General features: G+C 56.5%; 23 protein-coding genes and 8 pseudogenes. 13 read left to right on the forward strand and 18 right to left on the reverse strand.

Translation table 11 applies throughout. The annotated features are described in order from the left end of the window. Nucleotides 1-184: 184 nt before the first annotated feature. Nucleotides 185-697 (reverse strand): RES family NAD+ phosphorylase, encoded by a 513-nt coding sequence (locus tag BN77_RS29130; protein ID WP_328285787.1) that lies wholly within the window; start codon nucleotides 695-697, stop codon nucleotides 185-187. Nucleotides 698-769: 72 nt separating this feature from the next. Next, complete coding sequence (locus BN77_RS29135; protein ID WP_007539099.1) at nucleotides 770-1,486, reverse strand: antitoxin Xre/MbcA/ParS-like domain-containing protein; 717 nt, start codon at nucleotides 1,484-1,486, stop codon at nucleotides 770-772. Nucleotides 1,487-1,612: 126 nt separating this feature from the next. On the opposite strand from BN77_RS29135, the pseudogene BN77_RS35345 reads away from it, so the two are divergent. The 5 genes and pseudogenes from BN77_RS35345 to BN77_RS32930 form a co-directional block, all read left to right on the forward strand. Further along, a pseudogene (locus tag BN77_RS35345) lies at nucleotides 1,613-1,947 on the forward strand (transposase); the annotation flags it as partial. Between the two features lie 110 nt (nucleotides 1,948-2,057). After that, entirely contained in the window at nucleotides 2,058-2,180 is a 123-nt protein-coding gene (locus tag BN77_RS35610; RefSeq protein ID WP_100248176.1) for a hypothetical protein, read from the forward strand. Continuing rightward, a complete protein-coding gene (gene tnpB, locus BN77_RS29145) occupies nucleotides 2,177-2,317 on the forward strand; it encodes an IS66 family insertion sequence element accessory protein TnpB (protein ID WP_081593633.1) in 141 nt (46 codons plus the stop codon). Before BN77_RS35610 ends, tnpB begins: the two co-directional genes overlap by 4 nt. A gap of 117 nt (nucleotides 2,318-2,434) precedes the next feature. After that, a complete protein-coding gene (locus BN77_RS29150; RefSeq protein ID WP_007539103.1) occupies nucleotides 2,435-2,746 on the forward strand; it encodes a beta/alpha barrel domain-containing protein in 312 nt (103 codons plus the stop codon). 37 nt (nucleotides 2,747-2,783) lie between these two features. After that, nucleotides 2,784-2,909, forward strand: a pseudogene (locus tag BN77_RS32930) (helix-turn-helix domain-containing protein); the annotation flags it as partial. A gap of 91 nt (nucleotides 2,910-3,000) precedes the next feature. On the opposite strand, the gene BN77_RS29155 reads toward BN77_RS32930, so the two are convergent. Continuing rightward, nucleotides 3,001-3,384: a transposase gene (locus BN77_RS29155; RefSeq protein WP_007539105.1), complete on the reverse strand. Its 384-nt coding sequence runs from the start codon at nucleotides 3,382-3,384 to the stop codon at nucleotides 3,001-3,003. A 508-nt stretch (nucleotides 3,385-3,892) separates the two neighbouring features. On the opposite strand from BN77_RS29155, the gene nifB reads away from it, so the two are divergent. From nifB to BN77_RS29165, 3 genes and pseudogenes are all read left to right on the forward strand, one after another. Further along, a complete protein-coding gene (nifB, locus tag BN77_RS29160) occupies nucleotides 3,893-5,371 on the forward strand; it encodes a nitrogenase cofactor biosynthesis protein NifB (RefSeq protein WP_007539107.1) in 1,479 nt (492 codons plus the stop codon). A gap of 27 nt (nucleotides 5,372-5,398) precedes the next feature. Beyond that, a pseudogene (locus tag BN77_RS32935) lies at nucleotides 5,399-5,613 on the forward strand (4Fe-4S binding protein). An 83-nt stretch (nucleotides 5,614-5,696) separates the two neighbouring features. Continuing rightward, nucleotides 5,697-6,026 (forward strand): nitrogen fixation protein NifZ, encoded by a 330-nt coding sequence (locus BN77_RS29165; RefSeq protein ID WP_028748896.1) that lies wholly within the window; start codon nucleotides 5,697-5,699, stop codon nucleotides 6,024-6,026. A gap of 291 nt (nucleotides 6,027-6,317) precedes the next feature. Here the strand turns inward: BN77_RS29165 and BN77_RS29170 are convergent, their stop codons facing one another. From BN77_RS29170 to ccoN, 9 genes are all read right to left on the reverse strand, one after another. Further along, nucleotides 6,318-7,007, reverse strand: a complete 690-nt coding sequence (locus BN77_RS29170) for a helix-turn-helix domain-containing protein (protein WP_007539111.1) — start codon at nucleotides 7,005-7,007, stop codon at nucleotides 6,318-6,320. 163 nt (nucleotides 7,008-7,170) lie between these two features. Next, the gene (gene fixJ, locus BN77_RS29175) at nucleotides 7,171-7,782 is read right to left on the reverse strand and encodes a response regulator FixJ (RefSeq protein ID WP_028748897.1); all 612 of its coding nucleotides are present in this window, start codon (nucleotides 7,780-7,782) and stop codon (nucleotides 7,171-7,173) included. Beyond that, complete coding sequence (gene fixL / locus BN77_RS29180; protein WP_007539115.1) at nucleotides 7,775-9,292, reverse strand: PAS domain-containing sensor histidine kinase; 1,518 nt, start codon at nucleotides 9,290-9,292, stop codon at nucleotides 7,775-7,777. The genes fixJ and fixL overlap by 8 nt, the downstream gene beginning before the upstream one ends. A gap of 335 nt (nucleotides 9,293-9,627) precedes the next feature. Continuing rightward, nucleotides 9,628-10,311, reverse strand: coding sequence for an OmpW/AlkL family protein (locus BN77_RS29185; RefSeq protein ID WP_007539120.1), 684 nt, complete (start codon nucleotides 10,309-10,311; stop codon nucleotides 9,628-9,630). A 168-nt stretch (nucleotides 10,312-10,479) separates the two neighbouring features. Beyond that, nucleotides 10,480-10,611, reverse strand: a complete 132-nt coding sequence (locus BN77_RS35615) for a hypothetical protein (protein ID WP_268871452.1) — start codon at nucleotides 10,609-10,611, stop codon at nucleotides 10,480-10,482. A 644-nt stretch (nucleotides 10,612-11,255) separates the two neighbouring features. Further along, nucleotides 11,256-12,119 carry a cytochrome-c oxidase, cbb3-type subunit III gene (gene ccoP / locus BN77_RS29190; RefSeq protein ID WP_007539122.1) on the reverse strand — a complete coding sequence of 288 codons (864 nt, stop codon included), beginning with the start codon at nucleotides 12,117-12,119 and terminating at the stop codon, nucleotides 11,256-11,258. Nucleotide 12,120: 1 nt separating this feature from the next. After that, entirely contained in the window at nucleotides 12,121-12,273 is a 153-nt protein-coding gene (locus tag BN77_RS29195; protein ID WP_028748898.1) for a CcoQ/FixQ family Cbb3-type cytochrome c oxidase assembly chaperone, read from the reverse strand. A gap of 8 nt (nucleotides 12,274-12,281) precedes the next feature. Further along, nucleotides 12,282-13,013 (reverse strand): cytochrome-c oxidase, cbb3-type subunit II, encoded by a 732-nt coding sequence (gene ccoO, locus BN77_RS29200; protein ID WP_007539124.1) that lies wholly within the window; start codon nucleotides 13,011-13,013, stop codon nucleotides 12,282-12,284. Nucleotides 13,014-13,023: 10 nt separating this feature from the next. Next, the gene (ccoN, locus tag BN77_RS29205) at nucleotides 13,024-14,634 is read right to left on the reverse strand and encodes a cytochrome-c oxidase, cbb3-type subunit I (protein ID WP_007539126.1); all 1,611 of its coding nucleotides are present in this window, start codon (nucleotides 14,632-14,634) and stop codon (nucleotides 13,024-13,026) included. Nucleotides 14,635-15,029: 395 nt separating this feature from the next. Here ccoN and BN77_RS29210 point away from each other — a divergent pair, with 395 nt between their 5' ends. From BN77_RS29210 to BN77_RS36070, 3 genes and pseudogenes are all read left to right on the forward strand, one after another. Then, nucleotides 15,030-15,488 carry a pseudoazurin gene (locus BN77_RS29210; RefSeq protein ID WP_007539130.1) on the forward strand — a complete coding sequence of 153 codons (459 nt, stop codon included), beginning with the start codon at nucleotides 15,030-15,032 and terminating at the stop codon, nucleotides 15,486-15,488. Between the two features lie 302 nt (nucleotides 15,489-15,790). After that, nucleotides 15,791-16,002 (forward strand): annotated as a pseudogene (locus tag BN77_RS32940) (carbonic anhydrase family protein); the annotation flags it as partial. Beyond that, nucleotides 15,997-16,290 carry a hypothetical protein gene (locus BN77_RS36070; RefSeq protein ID WP_202902627.1) on the forward strand — a complete coding sequence of 98 codons (294 nt, stop codon included), beginning with the start codon at nucleotides 15,997-15,999 and terminating at the stop codon, nucleotides 16,288-16,290. The pseudogene BN77_RS32940 and the gene BN77_RS36070, both read left to right, overlap by 6 nt. 42 nt (nucleotides 16,291-16,332) lie before the next feature. Here BN77_RS36070 and BN77_RS29220 read toward each other — a convergent pair whose 3' ends face one another. The 6 genes and pseudogenes from BN77_RS29220 to BN77_RS29235 all read right to left on the reverse strand — a co-directional run bounded on the left by BN77_RS29220 (nucleotide 16,333) and on the right by BN77_RS29235 (nucleotide 20,317). Beyond that, entirely contained in the window at nucleotides 16,333-17,346 is a 1,014-nt protein-coding gene (locus BN77_RS29220) for a 1-aminocyclopropane-1-carboxylate deaminase (protein WP_007539135.1), read from the reverse strand. Nucleotides 17,347-17,888: 542 nt separating this feature from the next. Continuing rightward, nucleotides 17,889-18,194: pseudogene (locus BN77_RS35365) on the reverse strand (ferredoxin family protein). Continuing rightward, nucleotides 18,191-18,394, reverse strand: coding sequence for a CCE_0567 family metalloprotein (locus BN77_RS29230; protein WP_007539142.1), 204 nt, complete (start codon nucleotides 18,392-18,394; stop codon nucleotides 18,191-18,193). Before BN77_RS29230 ends, BN77_RS35365 begins: the two are co-directional and overlap by 4 nt. Before the next feature lie 84 nt (nucleotides 18,395-18,478). After that, nucleotides 18,479-18,717: pseudogene (locus BN77_RS36075) on the reverse strand (DUF269 domain-containing protein). A 64-nt stretch (nucleotides 18,718-18,781) separates the two neighbouring features. Then, nucleotides 18,782-18,955: pseudogene (nifH, locus tag BN77_RS33895) on the reverse strand (nitrogenase reductase); the annotation flags it as partial. 335 nt (nucleotides 18,956-19,290) lie between these two features. Continuing rightward, nucleotides 19,291-20,317 (reverse strand): annotated as a pseudogene (locus tag BN77_RS29235) (LysR family transcriptional regulator). A 996-nt stretch (nucleotides 20,318-21,313) separates the two neighbouring features. Here BN77_RS29235 and BN77_RS29240 point away from each other — a divergent pair. Together BN77_RS29240 and BN77_RS29245 are read left to right on the forward strand one after the other, a co-directional pair. Beyond that, nucleotides 21,314-21,529, forward strand: coding sequence for a hypothetical protein (locus BN77_RS29240; RefSeq protein ID WP_007539145.1), 216 nt, complete (start codon nucleotides 21,314-21,316; stop codon nucleotides 21,527-21,529). Nucleotides 21,530-21,671: 142 nt separating this feature from the next. Beyond that, on the forward strand, nucleotides 21,672-22,871 hold the full coding sequence (locus BN77_RS29245; protein ID WP_028748902.1) for a cytochrome P450: 1,200 nt from the start codon (nucleotides 21,672-21,674) through the stop codon (nucleotides 22,869-22,871). Nucleotides 22,872-22,937 lie beyond the last annotated feature (66 nt).

The following is a 22,937-nucleotide window of genomic DNA, read 5'->3' on the forward strand; positions in this document are numbered from 1 at the left end:
CACATCATTGCAATGCCCAAATCTCTCCGCTTTTGTGACTCAGTAAGACTATTCGTGTGGCAGCTCAATTGGCTCCGCAGTCGAAGCTGATAAACTGTACTTTACTCAACACACCTTCGTTGCAGCACGCGCGGAATTGTGGGCAGCGTGGATGATTTTTGCCGACTGCAGATCACGTGCATCTCTACGCACTCCGGATAGTGACACCGATGGACTCCAGCGCCGGAATGAGGTCGGGATGCCGGATGAGGTTTACAGCAGGCGATGCTTGAAGCTTGGTGCCGACGGCGCGGTCATAAACCGCCAAACATTCAGCCGATGTTAGCCGGGACGAGTAAAGCAAACCATCGACGGCGAAAGAGCTGTAGAGAGTTTCGCTGAACTTCTGGCCTTCCCGATGTTCCTTGGCGCGCGCCGCATCTGTGCTAACGCCGAGCCTCAGCAACCCTGTGGAGCGCAAGTCGATCACCACCAGGGGCGTTGGAGCCGTCACCTCGGCAACCGCCCATTCCTCAATTTCCGTCTGGTCAAGAACCCGCTCGCTCGCGTCCTCAAAACGGTCCCTGACAATCGTTTCAGCGATGGCCGTCGCAACATCGTGTGCGATATAAACGAGTTGAAATGCCATGCTCGGGCTCGAAAATCGCGTCTGCCCAAAGCCCATACCGAGGGGAGTCGCCATGTGAGAAACGGCCATCACGCGGAGATAGGAGCGGGGCTGGAAATCAAGCGCGAGTTCCGAGAGTGTTTTTGAATCAAGCTTCACGATTCAGCCGAAGTCCCGGTAGGCTGCCGCGATAACCTCGTCAACGTTCCCGGCCTTGAGCTGATCAAGGGGAGCCCCGCCGATGCTCGACTTCGGCTGGATCAACCATTGCCATGCCGCACGCGGATTGCGTATGATCCGGGTCACATCCGACATGCCCTTGACGGGACGACCGTCCACGAACTGCGCCAACGGGAAGACATGCTTACGCTCCCCTTTCAACAGGCCGATAACCGCCCCGCGTGTCTGCCAGTCGTGCAGTGTCGATCTTTTCGTGCCGAACGTCTTCTCGATCTCGGCGGGACCAGCAACGGGACCCGCCCAATCCTCAATCCGCACCGGCGTCCCATAGGCCGTCAGTCGTCGTCGCCCTTCGTCCATGTCCAATAGGTTATTGAGTCCGGCTCCATTACTGACTTCGACCGGCTGCTCGACCTTTAGAAGGGTTAAGGGGCGCCCGTCTCTAGACGCGATGTCAGCGACCACGGCCCCCAGTGCTTCCGCTAGCTTGTCCTCATGGGATACGATCTTCCGTTGCTGCTCGGTCGTGAGCTGCGCCGTCGCCGCCGAAATGGCGGCCACAACCTTTCCCGTCGCCTTGAGCGCCGTCTTGGATAATCCAGGATTGTGGCGGGCGAGCACCTCTAGAATATCATGCATCGCAGCTGGCTTTAACGCAAACCCGCTGTCACTATCCGATTTTGGAGCAGTCAATGCCATAATCGCCTCCTTGTTCTTCGAAACAAAGATAGTGCGGATTGTCCGAGATGTCCAGATTGCTTGTCCGGATTCACAAATACAGTGCGCTCGCCCTCGGCATGGGGCCGAAAGCTATGGAATGCGAGCATGCCAAAACAAGACGTTTCCTCACGCCATTTTCAACCAAAAATCTCAGACTTCTGCGAACTGCGCATTGCGCCGATCGCATCGAAACGGGTTCTGGAGAACATCCGGCCTTACCTCATCAGCCTGATCATCTACCGCAAGTCACCACCGCGAACGGCCGCATCGACTGGACAACGATCGCCGAAGCCTGTGGGATCGCTGAGGACATGACTCCGGAGCTGAAAAACCACCTGCGCCCGGGTCTCGACGCCCCACGGCAGTTTTGGCGGCGTTGGTCTGATGAGTTCAAAGAGCGGGCAGTGGCTGAAGCGATGGAGCCCGGCGCAAGCGTGTCGGCGATTGCGCATCGCCTCGGGATACAACATCCGTCACAGCTATTTAGTTAGCGTCGTGATGCTCGGGACGGGCAACGCCGTTGGTCGCGAGATCCGGCTGGAACGCTGTAATGGTTGATAAGAGGTCGGTTGGCACAATTGAGGTGGTGGTTGGCGACGTTGTTATCCGTGCTGGTAGCGACTTCGATGCGGCCCATCTGCAGCGGGTGATCCGAGCGGTACGGTCGGCATGATCCCGTCGGGCGTGAAGGTCTTTCTCGCGAGCCATCCGATCGACTTCCGCAAGGGGCCAGACAGTTTGTTGTCGCTGGTGCGGGACGCCGGCAGTGACCCGTTCAACGGTGCGCTTTATGTCTTCCGAGCCAAGTGAGCTGACCGGATCAAGATTGTCTGGTGGGATGGCTCGGGAGTTTGCCTTTATGCCAACGATCGGCGTTCATACTACACCTCTTTCCTCGCCAGTTGATATTCTTGGCTCAGTTTGCGTTTGTCGGCGCGCAGCAGCGCGAGCACCCGCGGTCAGGGTCTCGGCAATGTCGTTGCGGCGCTCGACGTCGATGTGACCACCTTCGGTTCCTCCCGGGCCGGCCTCGGAGGATGTCCCTATGCACCGGGCGCCACCGGCAATATCGTGACGGAAGATCTCGTGATCATGCTCGAGGCCATGGGTCTCAAAACCGGCATCGACATCGACAAGCTAATTGCGGCGCGTCCGATCATCCTGTCCGGACTGCCGGGCGAGGCGCTGTATGGCCATGTCCAGGATGCGGGACTCCCAGAGGGCTTCCACCACGCCTGAGTGGTGCTTGCACTTTTGATCTGACAAAAAATCGATCCGACCGTTCGAGGCGATGGAGAAGGCTGGCTGGGTTCAGGCCAAGGCGGCTCATATCCTCGGCCTCACGGCGCGCCAGGTCGGCTATGCTCTGCGCCGGCATCGTATCGAGGTGAAGAAGCTGTAAGCGTGGTGGTGACATTTTGCCCTTCTGTAGGCGGCTCCTTTGCGGAAGTCGACCGGCTGGCATGACACATAGACCACCACACCCGAAGCGATCATGCCTTGCGAACCGCCCGCAGAACCTTCACCAGGTGATCAGGATCGAACGCGCCGCAGACGCGCACCACCATATCGGCAATGGCAATATCGACCGAGCCGCTGCTTACCGTTTCAACGCGCGCGAACTTCTGCGTTCCCGTTTCCTCCGTCAGGGGCGCAACAGCGCCCGATGCCAGTGCCGTGCGATGCCATCCATAAAGCTGTGACGGATCTAAGCCTTCAGACCGGGCAACCGCCGAGATGTTCGCCCCAGGCTGCAGCGCCATGGCCAGGATCCGCGCCTTTTCGTCGTCCGACCACTCACGCGACTTGCGTCTTCTTCGCACCGGCTCCGCGGTCAAAACCTCAAAGGTTCGAGGGTGATTCACACTGTCGCTCATAAGATTCTCCACATGACTCATGCAGAAAATCGCCATGGCCTACGCGCTTACGCCCTTCTTGCATTTTGTATGCTTGATGTCGCTGGCTTTCACGACCAATTCGCTTGTCCCTTGTCGAGAGCCTGACAAAGCTGTGTCCGAGCAAACGGACGGAATCGGACAAGAAAACCCAAAGATGTTGAAGTATACCGGCGGGCATTAACGCCGACTCGTTATGGTATTCGCAAATCAGCTGATTTCTGACTCATTGTGCCAAACGGTCGAGAACCTCTGGCAGTTCATGAGAGACAACTCGCTGTCGAACCGCGTCTTGACTAAGACGATATCGTCGATCACTGCTGCCGCGCTTGGAGCAGGCTCATTGATCAGCCGTTGAAGATCATGTCAATCGGAATGCGCGATTGGGGCGCATCGGTCATGATCAGCGCACGTTGGTAAAAAACCATTGTTTAAGTTGGCATCGCTTTTGCGATTTGAAATGCGACGTTACCTACCAACGGAGTCTTCAATGTCCACACCGATGATTTCGCTTGAGAGCCTGGCCAGCAGGACATCCTTGGATCAATTGCTGGCGACCTCGAAATCCGGTGGTTGCACATCCTCATCCTGCGGCGCCTCCACAAATCCGGACGACTTCGACCAGGCCATCTGGGCGAAGATCAAGAATCATCCCTGCTATTCGGAAGAAGCCCACCACTATTTCGCGCGCATGCACGTCGCGGTCGCACCAGCCTGCAATATTCAGTGCAACTACTGCAACCGTAAATATGATTGCGCCAACGAAAGCCGGCCTGGAGTGGTCTCGGAAAAGCTGACGCCAGACCAGGCGGTACGCAAAGTCATTGCCGTCGCCAACGAAGTGCCGCAGCTTTCCGTGCTCGGCATCGCCGGACCGGGCGATGCCTGTTACGACTGGACGAAGACAAAGGCAACGTTCGAACGAATTGCCATGGAGATCCACGACATCAAGCTGTGCATCTCCACCAACGGGCTTGCGCTGCCGGATCACGTCGCCGAGCTTGTCGAGATGAATATCGATCACGTGACAATCACTATCAATATGGTCGACCCGGAAATCGGCGCAAGGATCTATCCCTGGATCTATTACGACAACCGCCGCTACACCGGCATCGAAGCAGCCAGAATCCTGCACGAGCGGCAGATGTTGGGCCTGGAAATGCTGACCGCGCACGGCATCCTCACCAAGGTTAATTCGGTGATGATTCCAGGCGTCAACGACGAGCACCTGATAGAGGTGAACAAATGGGTCAAGGAGCGGGGCGCGTTTCTGCACAACGTTATGCCGCTGATTTCCGATCCGGCCCACGGCACCTTCTACGGCCTGACCGGGCAGCGTGGCCCACGGGCGCTGGAATTGAAGGCGCTTCAGGATCGCCTCGAAGGCGGCGCAAAGCTGATGCGCCATTGCCGGCAGTGCCGGGCCGATGCAGTCGGGCTGCTCGGCGATGATCGCGGCCAGGAATTCACCCTCGACCAGATCCCCGGCGAGATCACGTACGACGCCCGCAAGCGCGAGGCCTATCGGGAAGTGGTCGCGCGCGAACGAAGCGATCACGTGACGGCCAAGAACGGGGCAACCGAAATAGTCAAGGCAGCCCGCGGCGGGTCTCTCCAGGTCGCGGTCGCGACGAAGGGCGGCGGCCGCATCAACGAGCACTTCGGCCACGCGAAGGAATTCCAGGTATATGAAGCTTCGCCGAAAGGGATCACCTACGTCGCGCATCGCAAGGTCGAGCAGTATTGCCTTGGAGGCGAGGGCGAGGAAGCCACCCTCGACGGCATCATCGCCGCCCTCGAGGGCATTGACGTCGTGTTATGCGCCAAGATCGGGGAGTGCCCTAGGAATCAGCTCATGGAGGCTGGAGTCCGAGCAACGGACGCTTATGGCTATGACTACATCGAGACCGCCATCGGCGCCCTTTACGCCGCCGAGTTTGGGGTCGAACCGCTAGCGGGGACGGCGTGAGCGATCTTGTTCTAACATTCTCAGGAGTTGAAAACGGCCTTCAGGATCATCGTATCCCAATGCACCCAGTGCGGTGCTTGCGAGTTCGAATGCCCTCCGGCGCGATCAAGTTCAAGCGCGCGAGCTACGTGATCGATCCGGACAAGTGCACCGAATGCAAGGAAACCTTCGAAACCCAGCAATGCGCCGCGGTCTGTCCGGGGCGGCCGAAGACCTGCGGTGCCGGCGCACCCTCAATTTAATCGCCGGTATGGTCGAGGGCTCCTGCGGAGGAGACTTGAACGCCTTTATTGACATCCTGCAGCTCGCAAAAGGAGGAAGTGTGATGGGCCTTGGACGTGAACAGGAGGTCGAGATCCGCAAGCCTCCACAATTTATACCGGGCGAGCGGGTGCGGGCCATACTTCACGTCAAGAATGACGGGAGCTATGCTGGCAAAAATATCGGCGAAAATCTGGTGCGGAAGGGCGACGAAGGCTATGTGCGCGACATCGGCACCTTTCTGCAGCAGTTTTACATCTATGCCGTCGAATGGGTCGGTCGCGGCACTGTCGTCGGCATGCGCGCGCGCGAACTGATGAGCCTCGACAAAGCCGCGGCTTCTGGTGCCGCTGAAACCGCCGCCCCCAATGACAAAATAGCGACATACACGTAATGATCCGCAGAACGAGCGCCGGCCTGCGGCTTTCGCAAGGCTAGCCTCGGCAGCCTGCGACGGCGCGAGCGTTTGACAAAACTTCATCAGGGACCGACGCGCCGTAAAATGTCTTCATCGAAGGTCTGCAACCTTTCGATAATAGCCAACAGCAGACCCTTTGTCGTGCACCATCGAGCCGTCTCGATTCACGGGCAGCCTCTCTCCTTCTTGCGACGCAAAAGTGTCTGACTATTGTGTGCCGCGCCGCGGCGCTATCGAGGAGCGTTGCGCACTGCTCCATTACACGGGTCAAAGGCATCCAATGGCCGGCGTAATGGAGGCCCGAGTTCGCGGCGCAGCCTGATGACAGAGCGAACGGAGAGCGCCCGGCTTGATGATGTCGACTGTCCTCACATGGTGCAGGGCGATCACCTTCCGCTCCTTCAATTCGGTCATGGCACGCGATACGCTCTCGGTTGTCAGGGCGAGATAGTCCGCAATGTCCTGTCGCGACATCGGCAATCTTACCTGACGAACACCACCCAGACGGTTCGAGAGATCCATCAGGAATGCCGCGACGCGTTCAACCGCACACTGCCGCCCGATAACCAACAGATGTTCCTGAGCACGCTTCATGCCGCCCAATGCGAGTGCAAGAAGTTCCGGCGAATGCTCCTGGATAGGATGCCGTGCAGACACGATTATTCTAGTATCGGCGATAGCCTCGGCAAAAAAGCGATGCTTTGAGGCCGCTTCAAAGCCGAATGTCTCCCCTGCGAGATGGAAGGAAACAACCTGCCGCCGTCCGTCCGAGATGAGGCCGTATACACGGACAGCTCCGGCACAAACCTGATAGCATTTATCCACGCTATCACCTTCGGCATATATCACTCGGCCGCGTTTATATGTCACAACGAGGTGCGCCCCCGGAAATTGTGGCCGCGCAACGTTCTCCGGCATTATGATATTCTGCGCTGCGGGTTTGAAAGTGGCATACATCTCGTATTCCCCATGGCCGGGGAAGATTGGCAGTTCTTGCCACGCCGCAAAATTCGGTTAGCTCACTAAGGGAAATTACTTAGACGGGATCCCGTGCGGTTTGCGCCAGCGAGTCCCCAGGCCTGCGGCACGACGGGGATTGCGCGAGATCAACACCGCGAAACTAAGGCGCGAAACCAGCCGCGAGAGCCATGCGCACGAGATGTGGGAGGTTTTTTGCTTTCATTTTTGACATGGCGCTGGCGCGATGCACCTCCACCGTACGGGCACTGATATCGAGATCATGGGCGATCGATTTGTTCGGAAAACCGGCCACCACGGCAGAGAGCACCTGGCGCTCTCTCTCGCTCAGGGTTTGGAGGCGCGTTTGAATGTCGGTGATTTCGTCGGCGTTGGCCCCTGGAACGATTAGATGTTCTGACGCTCGTTCGATTGCCTCTATGATCACGTCGTCCTCGAAAGGCTTTTCGATGAAGTCGACTGCGCCCGCTTTCATGGCCTCGACGGCCATCGGTACATCGCCATGGCCGGTAATCACGATGGAAGGGATGGGGATCTTTTTCACACCGAGTTGCCTGATGAGATCAAGACCCGAGATCTCCGGCATCCTGAGGTCAGTGACCAGAATTCCGTTATGGATGCTCGGGGCGAAGGAAAGAAACGAGGCAGCCGATTGATGCAGCTTCACGGCATAGCCGTTGATGGCCAGCATGAAGGCAAACGATTTCCGCACCGGCTCTTCGTCATCGACGATATGAACTGTGTAGTCAGTTATCCCCACCCGTTCGTCCTTCCCCATAGCCGGGCAGCGTGAACCGGAACGTAGCTCCGCCAGCCGCATTTTTCGAGACTGTCATTTCACCACCGTGGGCTTCGACAATACGTTTCGAGATCGAAAGGCCGATGCCCATTCCACTTACCTTGGTCGAGACGAACGGCTTGAAGAGCTCCGCGGCAATTTCGTCCGGAATGCCTCGGCCGGTGTCTTCCACAATGACGGCGACTTCGCCCGCATTGGTGGGCATCGTGCGGATCGTGAGCTCGCGATAGTCGACATGGCGCATCGCCTCGATGGCGTTTCGCATCAGATTGATGAGGACCTGTTGGACCTGAACACGATCGACCATTACCATCTCAGCACCGGGAAGGTATTCGAACACAGTTATGACGCCGTTCGCGCGGGAACCGACTAGCGCCAGAGCGCCCGCTTCCTCCACCAGTTTGCGAATGTCTTCGAGTCCCTTTTCCGTTTCGCCTTTCGTGACGAACTCCCTAAGACGCTTGATGATCTGCCCCGCCCGCAAAGACTGGCTCGCAATCTCTTCCAAGGCACCTCGCACTCTCGTTGCGAGGGTGTTGTCCATATCGCGCAATAGCCTCGTACACCCCTGAGCGTAATTTGCGATGGCAGACAAGGGTTGGTTCAGCTCGTGCGCGAGCGTCGACGCCATTTCGCCCATTTCGCTCAGGCGGGCCAATCTCGCCAATTCAGCCTGAATTTGTTCGAAGCGAGCGGCCGATTCTTCTCGCTCCGTAAGGTCTCTGATGAAGCCTGTGAAAAACAGTTCACCGCTCGATTTCATCTCGCCCACGGTTAGCTTCATGGGAAACGTCGATCCATCCTTCCTGCGCCCGACGACACCGCGATCGATGCCGACGACGCGCTTCTCGCCGGTTCTGAGGTACCGTTGAATATAGCCGTCGTGTTCGCCTCGATAAGGTTCAGGCATTAATACTCGCAGGTTCTCCCCGATGACTTCCTGTTCCTCATACCCGAACTGCCGGACGGCGGCGGCATTGAAGGAAACAATCGTGCCGTCGGCCGCAATGACCACCGTCGCGTCGGGCAATGTGTCCAAGATCGATCTCAGATGCGCATCGCGGGCTGCCACGAGAGTTTCTATCCTGACGATGGCGTGTCTCGTCGCCTGGAGTGACTCTCCCAGACAAGCAATCAGAAACACCGACGCGCCAAAGAAGACCAATTCAACGCCACTCGGATCGACTGCATCATGCAATCGCTGAACAAAGATAGCTGCGGCAAGCGACGCCACCGCGGTAAACACGACTGGCTTCAAGCCGCCGACTATTGCGACGATCAGAATAGCAGGGATAAACGAAAACAGAATAAGCCGGTCGCCAACAAGCTCCGTAAGTGCCAATCTCAGTGCAAGAATGACCAATGGAGACGTGGTAATGATAATATAGGTCGCGATCGGCATGCCTCTCCACTTGACGATCATCCTGCCGAATCGCGTTATCCCACCAACGCTTTGTGAACGCATTCCGTGATCCACCATAGGATTAGTAACGTGGCTACGCCACTGGCAGAGCGCAATTGAGCCGCATGCTTTTTCATGACCATACAGCTGCCATCAAGCATTTCGCCATTTGCCTATGTGTCCGCGCTCGACCGCGGAGCATAAATCACTGGAAGTCCGAAGCATTAAGTACGCAGATAGGTGTTGCCGCGCTTGGATTTCCCAAGCAGCCGAGCTTTGCCGCCTGTGCTGTGTTGTATCGGAACCAACAAACCGCAGGAATGTACAAACCACTTCGCAGCAGCCGATATGACTCCGATCAAAACGGACGTGCTCTAGCCGCCCAGAACTTCACCGGATTAAAAACGGTAAGTAACCCCGGCGCCGATTAGCCATGGATCGAGCTTGGCCTTGCCGCTGACGCCGGCGCCGCCGACATTGGCATCGAAATCGGGTCTCAGTAAGATTTTCTTCGCGTCAAAGTTCACGCCCCAATGGTCGTCGAGCATATAGTCGAAACCGGCCTGTAAGGCGACGCCAAAGGTGTTCTTTACATCAAGGCTGCGGGCACTCTTGCCGGACTGGTTGTAGAACAGCGTATAGTTGACGCCGGCGCCGACATAGGGCCGAAAAGCGCCGAAATCGGTGAAATGGTATTGTATGGTCAGGGTTGGCGGCAGCAGCCATGTCTTGCCGACCTCGTCGAGCGCTGAAATGGAGCCACCCCCATAAACCTTGGCGTAAGTTGTGGCGAGGATGAGTTCCGCAGCGATATTTTCGCTGAAGAAATACGAGATGTCGAATTCCGGTATGACCGTATTCGAAAAGGAAAGGTCCGAACCCGGCAATCCGTCGACGCGGCCAGAGTCGTTGGTGATCACGTCAAGTGCCCGCAAGCGTATCTGCCACGGACTCGGCTCTGCCCCCGCAGCAGCGGCAGGCGCTGCAGCTCGAGCGGTCCTAATATCCGCCGCTTCCGCGGTACAGGCGGCAACCAAAGCTGTGACGGTCATGATGGCGCGGACGATATTGCTGGATATCATTTTCCTCTCCTTTGATCCGAATTTCGTAACGGTCGAGAGAGATAGCACCGTTTGGCGCGTGGTGATTTGAGCTGGATCACATAAGAAAACTAGTCTTAGCCAAGCCTCGGATATCTCTCAATTGCTCGCTAATCGACGATCATCACCAAGCGTGATGATCGTGACGACTCATTGGAACCGTCTGAACCGACCCTTCGCCCGCTTCGGAAACACCTTCTTCCTGTGCCGGCTGCTGGCCTTTTCGACGTCGAACGGTTCGACGTTATCGTCAGGTGGGCCGGGAGCAACGTCGAGGTTCATCGCTTACCATCCTATTGATGATCCTCATCTCGCATTCGACGAGCCGAGCGTTCTTGACGTAAATCAAGGAGAGACGAACAAGCCGTCGGCTCAAACCGAAAAAGAGCCACACTCCCTCCGGGAGCGTGGCTCGGAGGAACTACGGGGAGAAACCGCAGGGAACGTCCTCCAGCTGCGGACAATATCGTCTTGTGATGCTGCGGTCTTTAATCGAAATCAAATTCGCGATGAAACTTTCTAGAGCGCATCCATTTTAATCGAGCTTTGGCTGCCGAAAACTGGCGGCCATGCCGTGCGTTCGCGATCCAGGCAATCGCCGACGAAACCCGATCCCGGACCCCGTCGCCGCAGACGCGCCGACATTCCATCTTAAGCAGCAGTTAAACGCGGCTGCGAAGATCAGCACTCAGTGCTCGTGCCATCCATACCTCCCAATTTGAAGGCAGGGAATCATCAAGCACGCCAGATGTCATCAGAATCCCGATCCGCGTTCAACGGACGCGCTCTAGCTTTTCGCGGTGGCCTTGTTGCCGCGCCAAAGGCAACTGCGTTGCTTGATCACAAATACGTTTGCGATCAACCGCACGGCGTCAAACATAGGAGGTGTAGAGGATTGTGATATGGTTGGCTGTTCTTCTTTCTTCCTACTTTCCCCCGCCCAGCGAATGAACAAACACTGTGACTTCCTTAACTACGGTGTCGCCCAACCGGGCCGACCACGCCGGCATGACGCCGTGCTTTGGCGCAGTTACCTGGCGGATTATCGCCTCCTCCCCTCGCCCTTTGAGCCAGATTCCGTCGGCGAGATTCGGTGCACCCATCTCCTGCTTGCCCTTTTTATCTTCACCGTGACAGACGGCGCAATTGTCGATGAAAACCTGCTTTCCAGCTTCCGCCAATGCCGGATTGGAAGGTGTGTTAGTCAGGCCCCATACATAAGCGGCAACCTGTCGTATCTGCGTGCGTTCGAGCACGTCACCGAAAGCGGACATCTCCGACACGCGCGTCTCTGGATCTTCGTCAAAGCGGATGCCATGAGCGACAGTCTGTTGAATGGCCGTAAGATCGCCGCCCCAGAGCCAATCATCGTCGTTCAGGTTAGGAAAACCCAACCCACCTGTCGCACCCGAACCATGGCACGGGGCACAGTTGACTTTGAAGGCAGACGCACCGCCTGCAATGGCCAATTCCCGCAGGGACGGATCCCCGTCGATTTCCACTACGGTCTTTGCGTTGATCTGCTGCTCGAACTGCGTCTGAACAGCCTTAGCGAGTTGCACTTGCTGCTGCAGCTCCGCGCGGCTGGAGAAGCCGAGCAAACCCTTAGTAGTTTCTTTGATCATCGGTATCGACGGGTACGCGAATGCATAACCGATCGCCCACAGAACGGTGACATAAAATGTCCAGATCCACCAACGCGGCATGGGATTGTTGAGTTCTCGAATTCCGTCCCATTCGTGACCCGTCGTCTCGACGCCGCTGATCTCGTCAACGTGTTTTTCCGGCATCTCATTCATCCTTCAGCGGTATGATCGCGGTGTCGTCGGCGATCTGTTTGCTGCCGGGCCGGAGGGTGAAAGAGAGCGCGCCCACAAAGAACACCGCCATCGCCCGAAGTCCCCAACTGTCGGCGAAGTGTCGCATTGCGTTGTAAGTTTCCATAGTGACCCTCATCGATATCCCTTCGCGTCATCGTACGTCGAAAAATCAACCAGAGTGCCGAGCATCTGGAGGTACGAGACCAATGCATCCATCTCCGTAAGTCTTGAGGGATCGCCGTCGAAGTTACCCACCTTTGCTTCCGGGTAGCGCGCAAGCAAACCGGCCGTGTTGGCGTTTGGAACGGCCTGGGCGCGCATGTCGGCTTCGGCCTGCGCCAGCATGTCGTCGGTATAGGGCACACCCACGTTTTCGTTGGCCTTCAGATCCATGCCGATGTTGTTAACCGTCACCTCCCTTTCTTTGAGGAAGGCGTAACTTGGCATGATCGATTCCGGGACGACGCCGCGCGGATCGGCCAGATGCTGCACATGCCATTCATTGGAATAACGCCCTCCCACCCTGGCGAGGTCAGGCCCCGTGCGCTTCGAACCCCATTGGAATGGATGATCATACATCGATTCAGCCGCGAGGGAGTAGTGGCCGTACCGCTCAACCTCGTCGCGGAATGGCCTGATCATTTGGCTGTGGCACAAATAGCATCCTTCGCGGATATAGATGTTTCGTCCGGCGAGCTCGAGCGGCGTATAGGGGCGCATGCCCTCCACTTTCTCAATCGTGTTCTGGAGATAGAACAGCGGTGCAATCTCCACGATGCCGCCAATACTCACAACCAGGAGGGACCCTACGAGAAGCAGCGTGGCATTTTTCTCAAGGATCTGATGTTTTTCCAGGATGGACATCTTGTTTACCTCATTCGCCGGCGTGGGCCTTGAACGCTCCGGGGATGGCGGCTTCTTCGCGCTGGTTTCCGCGGATGGTCATGGCGACGTTGAAGGCCATGACCACGACGCCGGCCAGATAAAGGCCACCGCCGAGCGCACGCAGGAGGTAGTAAGGGAACATCGCTGCGACAGTTTCCGCGAACGAATAGACCAGGAACCCTTGGGTATTGTACTCGCGCCACATGAGACCCTGCTGGATACCGGCGACCCACAGAACGGCGGCGTAAATGGCGATGCCGAGGGTGGCGAGCCAGAAGTGCCAGTTGACCATGCGAAGGCTGTAAAGTCGCTCGCGACCCCAGAGCTTCGGCGTCAGATAGTAGATCGCACCGAAAGTGATCATGCCGACCCAGCCAAGCGCCCCGGAATGAACATGGCCAATCGTCCATTCCGTGTAGTGGCTGAGGGAATTGACTGTCTTAACCGCCATCATCGGACCCTCGAAGGTCGACATCCCATAAAAGGCGACTGCCATGATCATCATGCGGATGATCGGGTCTGTGCGGATCTTGTCCCATGCGCCCGATAAAGTCATTATACCGTTGATCATGCCGCCCCATGAGGGCATCCAGAGCATAACCGAAAACACCATGCCGAGCGTCTGAGCCCAATCCGGCAGCGCGGTAAAGTGCAGGTGATGCGGGCCGGCCCAGATATACATGAAGATCAGGGCCCAGAAGTGGATGATCGACAGGCGGTAGGAATAGATCGGACGGTTGGCCTGCTTCGGCACGAAATAATACATCATGCCCAGGAAGCCGGAAGTCAGGAAGAAGCCAACTGCGTTATGGCCGTACCACCACTGGGTTAGAGCGTCCTGCACGCCCGAAAAAAGCGAATAGCTCTTCGAACCGAGGAAAGAGACCGGCACGGCCAGATTGTTTACGACATGCAACATAGCGATCGTGACGATGAAGCTCAGATAGAACCAGTTCGCAACGTAGATATGCGGTTCCTTGCGCTTCAGGATCGTTCCGAGGAATGCAAGGAGATAGGCGACCCAGATGATCGTCAGCCAGATGTCGACATACCATTCGGGCTCCGCATATTCTCGTCCCTCAGTGATCCCAAGGAGGTACCCGGTCGCGGCCATGACAATGAAGAGCTGGTAGCCCCAAAATATGAACCAGCCGAGATTGCCGCCGAAGAGGCGGACCCGACAGGTACGCTGCACGCTGTAGAAGGAAGTCATTATTAAAGCATTGCCGCCAAACGCGAAAATGACGGCGGAGGTATGAACGGGGCGGAGCCGACCAAAGTTAAAATGTGGCGCGATATTCAAACCAGGAAAGGCCAGTTGGAGGGCGATGACGACACCTACCAGGAAGCCGATCACGCCCCAAAAGACGGTGGCGATCAATCCATACCGGACAACCTCGTCAAAATAGGCCCCCGATCGTGCCTTGGCGAGAGCCCCCCTTGGCGAATCAACCCGCACCAGCAGCACCGTGCCTGCCAGGAGGCAGAAGAACAGGACCCCCATGTGGGCCGCAAAAAGCTGATCACGAGCGGCCCCGGCACCAACCAGTGCCAAGAAAGCGCCGACCGCAACTAACACAGTTTCAGCAGGGTAATTCATGTCATGGCCTCCAAGCCGCAGATGACTGCGCCATGGACAGCCGTCTTTCTTGCCGCTTTGAGGAACGGTTCCCACGAGAGGGGAAACAAGTCCTTGATCTGTATCACAAACGCTATAGTTTTTCCCGTTTTGTTGGCTTGGTTCAAGACAGTTGCGCTTTTCAAGCCGATGGCTGTTGCGTGAGGGTCGCCATTCCGAGCGTGCTCATCCACTATCGAGCCGGTACAGGTGGATACGCAGGGAGACCGCGTTCGAGAGGAGAGAGTAGCCGCGAGCTCACTTGCTGTCCGCCCTCAAAAATATCAATCGGAATTTGCTCAATCTCAAAGATATCTGCTGATCTCCGCCTAAAGTCGGGGGCTGACGGCTATTCGGCGTCCAAACGGAGATAAGAAATGCGTTTTAAAATCGGTCCGATCATTGCAACGGCAGCCTTGGCCTTTTCGGCGATGCCACTCGTGGCGGCGGATTACCAGATCCGGATGCTCAACAAAGGCGCCGACGGCGCAATGGTCTTCGAACCGGGGTTCGTGAAGATTGCACCCGGCGACAACGTCACCTTCATTCCCGTTGACAAGGGCCACAATGTCGAAACATTCCATGACCTAATCCCCAAGGGGGCGGCCGAATTCAAGTCTAAAGCAAACGAAGAATATCGGGCAAAATTCGACATTCCGGGCGCCTACGTCGTGAAATGCACGCCGCATGCAGGTATGGGAATGGTGGCCCTCATTGAGGTTGGCGATAACCCGGCCAATCTCGACGCCATTAAGACTGCTAAACTTCCAAATCTGGTGCGTAAGCGCCTTGATGCCCTCCTCATGCGTGCAGATAAGAAAGCGCCGAGCGAATGATAGATTGCTGGCAACAAACCTTGTAAAGCCATTAGCAATGGGCAGCTTGAGACGTATGTATATAGCTGACACGGCACTGCCTCGCTGCACTCGCGCGCGGCCGGTTGAGCTAAAAACCGGAGGCACCAGAGTTAGAGCTTGCAGCTTCCGCTGACAAGAGATCGGTCTGAAGTCGCTGAACCCTCTCGAAAACAGCTGCCCCCTCTGTCGGGGAACTTGACGGCTGTTTTCTAGTGTCGTTTTTTCGCTGGCACCGCAAGGTTGTAGCGGCACTTGCGCTTCTGCCGGGGAGCTTGGTCGCGGGTGCGCTGGGCGTATTAGGCGTTTCCTTGTTCCTGGATCTTCCCATCCCGTCTTCTCCAACCTCGCGGCAGCTTTCACGCACAAGCCCGGCGAGGAAGCCGCGATCGCCGGGGTGGACCCTAGGGGTTGCTGCCATCCACCCTCGGATACTGGGCTTACGAGGGATCACTAACCACAGCCGCCCTGCAGCGAAGTCGTCGATTGGATGGTGACCTTCGTTCTCGCGACGATCAGAGGGCGTTCGAATTACGAAAGAGCGGCAAAGATCGCGAACACTAGCCGGCCGTTGGCGGTCGTGGTGTCGATCGACGCGTCTTCACCGGCGAGCACCTTGATACCGATCTTCCGCTTGCTCAGGTCATCGATAAGATTGAGGCAGATCACGCCCGAGACGGTCGGGTTTTCAGAGCACTACCGCATCGCCGCCACGCAAAGCTTTGAGGCAGGCTTCGGGGCCGGGCCGATTATCTCGGCGGCAACGGCCTGGGTCATCGCATGAGGAGAGGCAAAGCCGGCAGTCGGCTCCAGCGGCACAATCACGCTAGGGCGTATAGAAAGCATTGCTGTAGCTATTGATCGCCGGCCCCCCGCCAAGATGTACGAACAGCACCTTTGATCGGTCGGGAAAGTATCCCGTCTGTACGAGATCTATTAGCCCCTGCATCGACTTGCCCTCATATACGGGATCCGTCACAATACCTTCCAGCTGCGCGCAAAGGCGGATCGCCCTGACCGTATCGGCTGACGGCACCCCATAGTGGGGATAGGCATAGTCATCGAACAAGACAACATCGCCAGCTTGAATGCTGATGCTGGGATCGACCAACCTCTGCGTACGCTTGGCGATCTTTAAGACTTCTGCCCGGGCTTTCTCTGGGATGCCGGAAGCGTCGATCCCGATCACATTGCGCTGCCGCCCATCCTTTGAAAGGCCGACCACCATACCGGCTTGTGTCGATCCGGTAACAGTACACACGACGATGAAATCAAAAACGAAGCCCAGCTGCCTCTCCTGGTCGCGAAGTTCCGAGGCAAAGCCAACATAACCGAGGCCACCGAAGCGGTGTTCGGAAGCTCCCGCTGGAATTTTGTATGGCCTCCCGCCCTGTTGCTTAACATCCTCTACCGCCCTCTCAAGGCTCTCTGATGCTCCCATGTCGAATCCAGCGTCAACGAGACGCACCTCCGCGCCCATCAGTCGGCTTATGAGAATGTTACCGACACGATCATAATTGGCATCCACGCCCGGTACCCAACTTTCTTGGATGAGCAAGCATTTCATACCGATCTTTGCAGCAACTGCGGCTACCATTCGCGTGTGGTTCGACTGCACTCCACCAACCGACACCAGAGTGTCTGCACCGGAAGCAATGGCATCGGGGATAATGTATTCCAGTTTACGAAGCTTATTGCCGCCGAAAGAAAGGCCCGAATTACAATCCTCCCTTTTAACGTAGATTTCGACCCTATCTCCGAGATGCTCGGTCAGTCGATCAAGCTTCTCAATTGGGGTTGGACCAAAGGTTAGTGGATATCTGGGAAAATTTTTCAGCATGTTTCGCTCGAGAAAAAAGTGTAGACGACGCCCGTAGCGAGGGCGTCACGTGATAGCCCACCCTTAGAGACACTTAGGGATGGCGATGAAAGGCGCACGGCTCAATAGTTTGCGTTCGAGAGTACGTGATGTGGACAGCCCCTGCTGAACAACAGGACCGCGACTGAATGGCCGTCGCGAACCCTCTTAAGTCTGCAAGGAACCGAGAATCAGACCTGAAGCACCTTAGGGTTCCCGATTTTGGCGGAGGTGGAGAATGTTGGAAGCGTTGATACCTTCATGACCTCTTATTCGCAGCTTTTCAGCAGCCTTCACGTTTGCCGGATAAACCGGTCGCGGCTGGCAAAAATCAGCGTTGCGGGAACGATATACAGCATACACAAGGCTGATGAAGTAGGCGACCTGTGCGACCAAATATACTGGAAGCAGAACGAAAATGGTCCGAGTAATTGACAGTGAGGCAGCGTATGCTGAACCACCACTCACGATAACGATCAGCAGCAGGATTGGAATAAATATCCGGAAGGACACGATAAACTCTCCTAATCTCGCGTATTATCAATGATCGACATCTGAAGCGTCGACATGGTTTGACAGTTCTTTGGGCAAACACGCGCACAGATGCACCGCCGGTCGACGACCATGACCATACGATTTAGCCGATCATCTAATTCATCACCTTCGGACACCTCGAAGACCTCCCCCAGCTCATAGACGCCGTGAAGACGCACCCCTTGTCGCTAGCAGACCTTGAAGCAGCGGCCGCACCCGAATGCAGCTAATCGCATCGATGCTAGTTATTAAGGTTCCCAGCTTGAACCATCGTGCGTGTAAAATGGCCCAATCATCGCCCCTTCCCCGAGATTGACAGCTTCTTGCGAGCGGCGTCCAATTCTGCAAAAGCATCAAATGTCTTCTCGGCCACAAGTTTGATGTCGGTCCAGCGAACCGGGAGATCCTCAGCCAAATCATGCAGCTCCAGCTTCGCCGACGCGGCCCGGAACTGCAACTTGCGTACGATTTTGAGCTGTTCATCTAGGTTCAGCATGGTTCCCTCTTTTACGTCGAACGTTATGCCCGCGCCACATCCCGAAAGGTAAAGATGATCTTCATGGCATGGTCGAGTAACGTTTCACCACATCCAGATAACTCCTGCAGGAGCCAAAACTAAGCGATGGACATCCCGTAGTGTTTTCGACAAAGTCACGAGGCGCGCGGTCATTAAAAACGACACGCCCAACCCCTCGTGGTTGATTGTCATCAGCGAGGATGTTTGAAGGCCCGTACGTTCCTCCACTCCGAGCCCTATGCATGTGTAGAACAGCTGGATCCTGGAAAGCAGTTCGAGTCAGGATCGCCAATGATCGCCATTGAACGGCGCTGTTCCTTCGTAACAATATAGTCGGAAAGAAGCTCCTGTCGTTTTTTCCTTTTTCGACGACGAAGACTGAAGGGAGATCGCCATGACCTCCGACGCAGCCTTCAGGTCGCAACCGACGATGAGAATTTTCTGCCCAAGATCGACGAGGGCCGCTAGCGTGTTCTGGGAGGTCGTGCATTAGCCGATACCTCCTTTGCCGTAGAATGCGATTTGACGCGAATCTGCCATCTTGCCTTACTTCCCCTTCATTGGTTTTCGGCGTCCGGCTGGCACTCAGCCGCGCCGCTTGCAGTGTTTCAAAACCCGTGCCACGTGCAACATCAGCTTCAAGAGCGACCAACACGGTATTTCGGGGCGTTGAAGAGACAACTTCAGCCGTATTGCGAACAACCGATTGTCACAGGACGGACAAATTGATCATGGCCGTCCGGAGCAGGCCGGCCGATCAAAGCAGCCGCCTCGAGAGGTCGACCAGCGGGACCAAGGCTCTCTACTTTGCCGCTGGCCGCCAAGTCACGAAGTCAGCCAGAGCGACTGCCCGTTCGTGGTCGAGTTTACGCATCTCACACAGAAGCTGTTTCTGTCGTAAGCGAACGCACAGCGCCGCCTTCCAAAGCTGGTCGGGCGGCTGTGGTTTCTAGGGACACGAATTGGCGTGCCAGTGCCGGATACACCTGTTCAGAAGGCGCCATCCTTGCGGCCTCTTCAAGAAGCGTTTGGCGCATCCAAAGGCTGGCAGGATCGTTATCGTGAAGCATAGGCCACTGAACTGCCTCGGTCAGCTTCGGAATTGGCAGCGGTAAATCCAGAATGCGCAGTGGCGTACTCTGTGCACAATGCTGAGCAAGTCTCAAAGGCATCGTGCCAATACGACGCGTTCCAGAGAGCATCGCCGGTATCATGCTGAAAGACTGAACCACGATCTCTACGCGCCTCGAGTAACCGCGTTCGCGCAAATACAAGTCATCAACAGCAGGTTTCAAGGAACAGCCGAATTTGACGGCGACATGCCCCATCGACATGTACTGATCGAAGGAGAAGGATTCGCCGATGCAGTCGTTTCCTTCACAAGCCACGCATACGAAGACATCATCGAAAAGCCCCGTGTAAGGGTGCTTCGACATGAATGACCTCAGGCATGATCAGAAAGTCGACGTCGCCGCGCTGTAGGAGCTCGTCGAAATCTTCGGCGATCGGCATGAATTCAAAACTTACCCCTGGAGCCTCTCGCGCTACCCGCTCGACTACATTCTCGATAAATACCAGCGTGACGTAGTCGGACAGGATCACTCTGAAGCGACGTTCGCTTTGAGCGGAATCGAAAGGCTGCCACGAAATAACCGATAGCTGGATGTGCAACAACGCTTCACGCACCGATGCAGCGAGTCCTTCGGCTCGGGGCGTCGGGACGAGCTCGCGGCCCACCATCATAAACAGCTCGTCTCGAAAATATGTTCGCAGCCTGGCAACCGCCGCGCTCATCGCAGGCTGGCTAAGGTTGATGCTACGTGCAGCCGCGGTAAGATTTCGTTCCGTCATCAGCGCGTCAAGCGCGACGAGAAGGTTAAGATCTAGACCCTTAAATCTCATAGGTTTGTCTCTGCTTGGAACACTAGAACGCCTGCTGCTCAGCCCCCAATTAAAGTAATATAAATGGCAGAAATAAGTACAATGAGTTTCAAGTATTAGTAGACTTTTCCTCTTGTGGCAGTCACACAGTTGTATAAAACGTATTCGGCCAACCGGCTGGCAATCATGGCATTATTGTTCTTTCCCGCCTTCCCTAGGGCTTTCACGCCGACTTCAACCCAGTTCTGCGCACCCTTTCGGTTAGCAGAAGCTGCTTAGGGGCCGTATCGGCAGCTAGATATTCTCCGGGTAAGGTTGAACAAACCAAAAAACAGACATGTGGTTGCGTATCTCGAGGCATGCAGATGAGGATGAAGATTCCACATAAGACCACCGTCAGCGCTTGCCCGCCTGTGGACTACACTGGATTGTTCAAGAAGGATGGAAGGGTGTAGCTTTCTACCGGGATACCCACGTTGGGAATTGTTCCGGGTCTGGATAGCTGCAGACAACAGGTGAAATTCCTATCGCGGATGTGCCTGCCCCACAGAACCAAGGACGCAGATGCGTCGCGCTCGCCCTGAAGAATAGTAGGTCCTGGTCGAGCTTTCACTTGGACAACCGAAGCGGCCCCGGGCAACATTCTCTACCAATCTCTATCAGCCTCTATCAGCCTCTATCATCTCGCAGCAAGTCAGCCCCGACAGGCCGGTGCATCGATTCCGAAAAAACATTTGCTTCGATCGGGTTCTCTTCCGCCCGAGATAAGTCGATGTCGGGGAGCTGCTATCACTCCGCCGACATTCCGACTTTTTGCAAGGAACCTAACACTGCGGCGACTGTGGTGAGCTTTTAGGTCCTTGTGGATTCAACCCGGCATGCGATTTGCATTTGTCAGGTCAGCGAAAACCGATCGCAGTGCTACGGTCTTCGGGGCCGAAATAGCGTAAGTGTTCGCCTCTGACTCTGGCCTGTGCGCGGATCATTTTAGGCTGGCAATATGCGGAGAATGTTCGAATGAAGTCGAAAGTTTGCATTCCGCTCGCAGGGATTTTCGCGACGCTGTCGGGCGGCGCGACCAGGGCGGGAGGCCTTGAGGCTGAAGTAAGGCTCCCGTCAACGGTGTTGGAGCGGTGGGCAAGCTATAACAATGAATACATCGACGTTTCCGTAGTGACGAGCCGGCGCAAGTCCGCTCAGCGGACCTTGGTCGCTCTGTACTGCGGCAGCTAAGTTAGGATCATCAGGTGCTTCTCCCGCAGCATTCATGCGACGGAGAGGCACTCGGTCATTGCGAGAGGGACACGACGTCACCCGTGCAAAACAGGGATTGATTTTTAAAGAAAAGCCATCGCTTGGAAAGCGAAATACCATCATGCCAGAACACTCTCTGCCGACGCTACCGATGTGGCGCGTCGACCACATCGAGCCCTCGCCCGAAATGTTGGCGCTACGGGGAGAGGGACCAATCCATCGCGTCCGTTTCCCGTCCGGGCACGAAGGCTGGTGGGTGACAGGCTATGACGAAGCCAAAGCGGTGTTGTCCGACGCGGCTTTTCGACCTGCGGGGACGCCGACGGCGTTCACGCCAGATTCCGTGATGCTTGGTTCTCCCGGGTGGCTGGTTTCCCACGAGGGAGACGAGCATTCCCGCCTGCGCGCGATTATAGCGCCGGCCTTCAGCGACTTGCGGACAGACTTGCTTGCACAGCAGGTCGAGTCGATAGCCGAACAGTTATTCGCAACGCTTTCGATCCAACCGCAGCCGGCTGACCTGCGCAAGTACCTTTCCTTTCCGCTTCCGGCCATGGTCATCAGCGCACTAATGGGCGTGAGGTACGAGGACCATGCGTTTTTCGCGGGACTGTCCGATGAGGTGATGACCCATCAACACGAAACCGGCCCGCGCAGTGCGTCCCGCTTGGCCTGGGAAGAACTGCGGGTCTACATCCGCGACAGGATGCGAGAGAAGCGCCGAGATCCGGGCGATAATCTCCTGACAGATCTCCTGCTGGCGGTGGATCAGGGTAAGGCCAGTGAGGAAGAGGCAATCGGCCTAGCAGCGGGCATGCTGGTAGCGGGGCACGAGAGCACCGCCGCGCAAATCGAGTGCGGCCTACTGGCTATGTTTCGCCATTCGCAACAGCGCGAGCGATTGATCGCCGATCCATCGCTGTTGGACAAGGCGGTGGAGGAAATTCTGCGCATGTACCCGCCGGGGGCGGGCTGGGATGGCATCATGCGCTATCCAAGATGCGATGTGACCATAGCAGGCGTGCATATCCCAGCGGAGAGCAAGGTGCTTGTCGGTCTTCCGGCGACGTCCTTTGATTTGCGCCATTTCGACAAACCAGAAGTCTTTGACATCGCACGCGAGGGAAACCCGCACCTGGCGTTCTCCTACGGGCCGCACTACTGCATCGGCGGGGCGCTAGCCAGGCTGGAGCTGAAGGCAGTGTTCGGTTCGATCTTCCAGCGCTTCCCGGGGCTGCGCCTTGCCGTGGAGCCTGAAGAACTGGAGTTGCGCAAGGAGATCATCACTGGCGGCTTCGAAGAGATGCCGGTGCTCTGGTGATGCGGGGACGGGCTAGCGGCAGAGTTTCTGCACTTTGCGGCCGAGCTTCCATGGCGCCGGCGGATC

This window comes from Rhizobium mesoamericanum STM3625 (genome assembly GCF_000312665.1).
Classification (GTDB): domain Bacteria; phylum Pseudomonadota; class Alphaproteobacteria; order Rhizobiales; family Rhizobiaceae; genus Rhizobium; species Rhizobium mesoamericanum.

Coding starts and splice junctions, on each gene's coding strand:
- BN77_RS29130 (WP_328285787.1), bottom strand. CDS start 697: ATGGCCGTTTCTCACATGGCGACTCCCCTCGGTATGGGCTTTGGGCAG.
- BN77_RS29135 (WP_007539099.1), bottom strand. CDS start 1,486: ATGGCATTGACTGCTCCAAAATCGGATAGTGACAGCGGGTTTGCGTTA.
- BN77_RS35610 (WP_100248176.1), top strand. CDS start 2,058: ATGGTTGATAAGAGGTCGGTTGGCACAATTGAGGTGGTGGTTGGCGAC.
- tnpB (WP_081593633.1), top strand. CDS start 2,177: ATGATCCCGTCGGGCGTGAAGGTCTTTCTCGCGAGCCATCCGATCGAC.
- BN77_RS29155 (WP_007539105.1), bottom strand. CDS start 3,384: ATGAGCGACAGTGTGAATCACCCTCGAACCTTTGAGGTTTTGACCGCG.
- nifB (WP_007539107.1), top strand. CDS start 3,893: ATGTCCACACCGATGATTTCGCTTGAGAGCCTGGCCAGCAGGACATCC.
- BN77_RS29165 (WP_028748896.1), top strand. CDS start 5,697: ATGGGCCTTGGACGTGAACAGGAGGTCGAGATCCGCAAGCCTCCACAA.
- BN77_RS29170 (WP_007539111.1), bottom strand. CDS start 7,007: ATGTATGCCACTTTCAAACCCGCAGCGCAGAATATCATAATGCCGGAG.
- fixL (WP_007539115.1), bottom strand. CDS start 9,292: ATGCGTTCACAAAGCGTTGGTGGGATAACGCGATTCGGCAGGATGATC.
- BN77_RS29185 (WP_007539120.1), bottom strand. CDS start 10,311: ATGATATCCAGCAATATCGTCCGCGCCATCATGACCGTCACAGCTTTG.
- BN77_RS35615 (WP_268871452.1), bottom strand. CDS start 10,611: ATGAACCTCGACGTTGCTCCCGGCCCACCTGACGATAACGTCGAACCG.
- ccoP (WP_007539122.1), bottom strand. CDS start 12,119: ATGCCGGAAAAACACGTTGACGAGATCAGCGGCGTCGAGACGACGGGT.
- BN77_RS29195 (WP_028748898.1), bottom strand. CDS start 12,273: ATGGAAACTTACAACGCAATGCGACACTTCGCCGACAGTTGGGGACTT.
- ccoO (WP_007539124.1), bottom strand. CDS start 13,013: ATGTCCATCCTGGAAAAACATCAGATCCTTGAGAAAAATGCCACGCTG.
- ccoN (WP_007539126.1), bottom strand. CDS start 14,634: ATGAATTACCCTGCTGAAACTGTGTTAGTTGCGGTCGGCGCTTTCTTG.
- BN77_RS29210 (WP_007539130.1), top strand. CDS start 15,030: ATGCGTTTTAAAATCGGTCCGATCATTGCAACGGCAGCCTTGGCCTTT.
- BN77_RS36070 (WP_202902627.1), top strand. CDS start 15,997: ATGGTGACCTTCGTTCTCGCGACGATCAGAGGGCGTTCGAATTACGAA.
- BN77_RS29220 (WP_007539135.1), bottom strand. CDS start 17,346: ATGCTGAAAAATTTTCCCAGATATCCACTAACCTTTGGTCCAACCCCA.
- BN77_RS29230 (WP_007539142.1), bottom strand. CDS start 18,394: ATGCTGAACCTAGATGAACAGCTCAAAATCGTACGCAAGTTGCAGTTC.
- BN77_RS29240 (WP_007539145.1), top strand. CDS start 21,314: ATGAAGTCGAAAGTTTGCATTCCGCTCGCAGGGATTTTCGCGACGCTG.
- BN77_RS29245 (WP_028748902.1), top strand. CDS start 21,672: ATGCCAGAACACTCTCTGCCGACGCTACCGATGTGGCGCGTCGACCAC.